The organism is bacterium, assembly GCA_035703895.1.
Taxonomy (GTDB): Bacteria; Sysuimicrobiota; Sysuimicrobiia; order Sysuimicrobiales; family Segetimicrobiaceae; genus Segetimicrobium.
In genome coordinates this window covers 1-3,738 of sequence record DASSXJ010000244.1, presented here as the reverse complement: position 1 = coordinate 3,738, position 3,738 = coordinate 1, and the positions used below count along the sequence as shown (strand labels likewise).

The 3,738-nt window shown below is 62.8% G+C and carries 4 protein-coding genes; 3 read left to right on the top strand and 1 reads right to left on the bottom strand.

Annotated features, from left to right (window positions below; translation table 11 throughout):
* Both VFP86_16305 and VFP86_16300 read left to right on the top strand, forming a co-directional pair.
* A partial coding sequence (locus VFP86_16305; GenBank protein ID HET9001201.1) for an RNB domain-containing ribonuclease occupies nucleotides 1–1,088 on the top strand: 1,088 nt, incomplete at its 5' end.
* Nucleotides 1,067–1,762: an LOG family protein gene (locus VFP86_16300; protein HET9001200.1), complete on the top strand. Its 696-nt coding sequence runs from the start codon at nucleotides 1,067–1,069 to the stop codon at nucleotides 1,760–1,762. The genes VFP86_16305 and VFP86_16300, both read left to right, overlap by 22 nt.
* A 221-nt stretch (nucleotides 1,763–1,983) precedes the next feature.
* Here VFP86_16300 and VFP86_16295 read toward each other — a convergent pair whose 3' ends face one another.
* On the bottom strand, nucleotides 1,984–2,259 hold the full coding sequence (locus VFP86_16295) for a hypothetical protein (GenBank protein ID HET9001199.1): 276 nt from the start codon (nucleotides 2,257–2,259) through the stop codon (nucleotides 1,984–1,986).
* 518 nt (nucleotides 2,260–2,777) lie between these two features.
* On the opposite strand from VFP86_16295, the gene VFP86_16290 reads away from it, so the two are divergent.
* Complete coding sequence (locus VFP86_16290) at nucleotides 2,778–3,647, top strand: LLM class flavin-dependent oxidoreductase (GenBank protein ID HET9001198.1); 870 nt, start codon at nucleotides 2,778–2,780, stop codon at nucleotides 3,645–3,647.
* The last annotated feature ends 91 nt before the right edge of the window (nucleotides 3,648–3,738 follow it).

Below are 3,738 nucleotides of genomic sequence, written 5' to 3'. Positions count from 1 at the left end.
GAGAGGGCCAGGAGCGACTGGCCATCGTCATCGAGATGGTGACCGACTCGGACGGCACCGTGGTGGGGTCGGATCTGTATCGGGCCACAGTGGTCAACCATGGCAAGCTCGCGTACAACGCCGTAGCGGCGTGGCTCGCGGGGCAGGGACCGATGCCTCCGCGGGTTGCGGTCGTCCCTGGGCTGGCGGACCAGCTCCGCCTGCAGGACCGGGGCGCGCAGACGCTGAGGGCGTGGCGGTTCCACCACGGCGCGCTGACGCTCCAGACTATTGAATCGCAAGCCGTATTCGACGGCGACGTGCTCACCGATCTACAACCGGTGCAACAGAATCGAGCCGAAGCGCTGATCGAGGACCTCATGATCGCGGCGAATGGGGTGACAGCGCGCTATCTCGAAGCCAGAGGTTTTCCGGCGTTCCGCCGCGTCCTGCATGCTCCCGAGCGCTGGGATCGGATCGTCGAGCTGGCGGCGGGGGTCGGAGAACACCTGCCAGGAGCCCCCGATGCGGCGGCGCTCGAAGCCTTCCTCGCCAGGCGGCGGCAGGCCGATCCGTTGGGATTTCCGGACCTGTCGCTGAGCGTCATCAAGTTGCTGGGATCGGGCGAGTACCTGGTCGACGTTCCCGGCCAGCAAATGGAAAGACACTTCGCGCTCGCCATCACCGCGTACACCCACTCGACCGCCCCGAACCGACGCTTTCCGGACCTGGTGACGCAGCGCCTCCTCAAGGCCGCCATGGCGGGTGGTCCTGCTCCCTATAGCATAGACGAATTGCAGGTCCTCGCACGGCATTGTACCGAGCAGGAGGACAACGCCAAGAAGGTGGAGCGGCGGGTGCAGAAATCGGCCGCCGCGCTGCTCTTGGAACGCCGGGTCGGCGAGCGGTTTGAAGGGATCGTCACCGGCGCCTCCGGGAAGGGCACCTGGGTGCGCATTGTCCGCCCTCCGGTCGAGGGCAGAGTGGTGCGTGGGTTCCAGGGTCTCGACGTCGGCGATCGGGTAAGCGTGGAATTGGTCGGCACGAACGTGGAGCAGGGCTTCATCGACTTCGCGCGGGTGGACGGATGTGCAGTGAAACAGGGGTAGCGAGGGAGAGATCGTGGAGAGGTAGGGATCCACGGATGAGCCGTTCGCAGCGGTTCAAACATTTTCGCTCCGTCACCGTTTTCGGGTGGTCAGAGTCGCGCCTGGGAGACACAGTCTATGAGGCCGCCCGTGAGGTGGCGTGTCTGTTGGCGAGGCACCGTCTCACCATCGTGTCCGGTGGTTTCGGGGGCGAAATGGAGGCTGCTGCCAGGGGGGCAAAAGAGGGAGGCGGAAAGACGATTGGCGTGACCTTTTATCCCATGCTGGCAACGAAGTTCGAAGCCGGCAAGGGAGCATCGAGCTATCTGGATCAGGAGATCAAGACGGGGACCTACCTTGAGCGAACGCTGAAGTTGATCGCCCTCGGCGACGCGTTCATCTGCTTCAATGGGGGGACAGGCACAATCTCGGAGTGGGGGATGGCCTGGGGGCTGGCGCGAATTTATTACGGTCACCACAAGCCGCTGATCATGTTTGGGGACTTCTGGAAGGATATCGTCGACTCCATCGAGAGGAATATGCATATCCGCCCGGAGGAGGAAAAAGTGTACCACATCGTTGATTCTCCCGGCGAGGCCTTGAGCGCATTGAGGGACTTCGATCGGAAGTCCAAGGGTATTCATCCTCACTACGCGCTCCTGATGCCCGAACGCGATTTCGTCCTGCGCCATTGACGAAAGTTACTTGCCCCCTAATTGAGCGGAGCTCGTTCTAAGACTTCAGAGCGGTCGCTATTACATGTTGCAATTTGCACATTCCCCGTCACCTGAACCATAGCCCTGGAGCCGGGTAGGTGCCTCCGCGGCAATTGTTGGCTCGAGCACAAGCGCGGATCGTCCATCCTGTCAAGGAAACTTGACACGCCAACATACGAACAACCACCCGTTGGTGTGATCTATTCAGGGAGTTTGAGCGCCCGCCACGCCGGATAGCGAAATACTTTGCCCTCGCTGACGTTCGCGACGTAGCGGCCGTCGTACCTGAATTGCATGACCGGGTTCCCCTTTCGCGCCATCGCCGCCCAGCGGGATCCGGTATCGGGGTTCTGCTCGATGCCGAAGAATCGAAGTCGACGGTGCGTGAACGCCACGCTCCGGAGTTGCTTGCGCCGCGTGAAATCTACTGGAAACCGGCGCCGGCCCAGCGTGATCTCTGACTGCCCTTCGACCAAGACTTGGCGCCAGACGGAGACGAATGCCTCCGATAGCGTCAGGTGTGAAGTGCCTTCGCCCGTTTTGATCTTGGGCCGCGGTCGCCGTGATCGGGGCGCCCGGCGGACACCCTCAACCATTTCTCACAATGGGGTTTTCCTGCGGCACCGGACCCGCTGGTTTGATCTCGTAGATTCTCACGTTATCGAAGAGTGGGAGGCCAAGCACCTCGTGCGGGTGCGGGCGTCGACCGCAAAGCGCTACCGGGAGCTCCTCAAGCATCAGCTACTCCCAGCCTTCGGCGACCGAGGCCCCTCTCCCCCTCTGGACGCCGGCCGAGATTCGGCGGTTCCTGCTGAGCGCAGAGGAAGAATGGCGAGCTGTGTGGCTCGTGGGCATCTTCACGGGCATTCGGCCAGGAGACCCGGAGGCAAAGAATTCGAACCGCCGAGATACCCTTTGAGTTTCCACTATGGAAGGAGTGCAGGAACCAACACGGAATTCTGGCCAATGCGTTACATACCGCTCGGAGGTCAGCATGGCCCCCCGCAGGATGCGCTTCGGCATCTGCACGGACCAGAACCTGCCTTGGCCCACGCTCGTCGAACGCTGGCAGTACTTCGAGCGCCTCGGCTTCGACAGCGTCTGGGACTGCGACCACCTGAACCAGCCGAGCAACCCAACGGGACCGTACTACGAGGGATGGACGCTGCTTGCCGCCCTGGCGGCGCGCACGGAGCGAATCCGCGTCGGCGTCCTCGTGAGCTGCAACACATTCCGCCACCCCGGCCTACTCGCCCAAGAGGCGGTCACTGTCGACCACATTTCGAACGGCCGGCTCGAGATGGGCTTCGGGGCCGGATGGTTCGTCCCCGAACATGAGCGATTCGGCATCCCCTTTCCGCCGCGCGACGCGCTGGTTGTTCGCTTCCGCGAGGCGGTACAGGTGCTCGACAGCCTCTTCCGCAACGAGACCACGACCTTCGCCGGCAAATACTACCAGCTTCAGGGAGCTTATGTTCGGCCGCGGCCCGTGCAGAAGCCACGCCCGCCGCTGACGCTCGGGGCCCACGGACCGCGAATGCTTCGGATCTGTGCCGAGTACGCAGACGCCTGGAACTCGTTTGGCACCGTGGAGGAGATTCGCAAGCGCAACCGGATTCTGGACGAGCAGTGCGCGGTGATCGGGCGGGATCCCCAGACGATCTGGCGGTCGTTCTACGGATGGGCAAGTCAGATGGCGAGTCAGCGGTTGCCCGATCCATGGTCGACCGTGTCTGCGTTCCAAGAGATCGTTGGCCGGTACAGCGCGGTCGGGATCAACGAGTTCATCATCGATCAGCCGCGCCCCGAGCAGTTCTCGGTCCTTGAGCGGGTCGCGACTGACGTGATTCCTAAGCTGCGCTAGGCGAAGATCCGAGGCGACATCCTCGTCACTGTACCGGGTCAAGGCAGTTGGGTGCGGCGGGGTGCATGGTGGAGGCGGCGGGAATCGAACC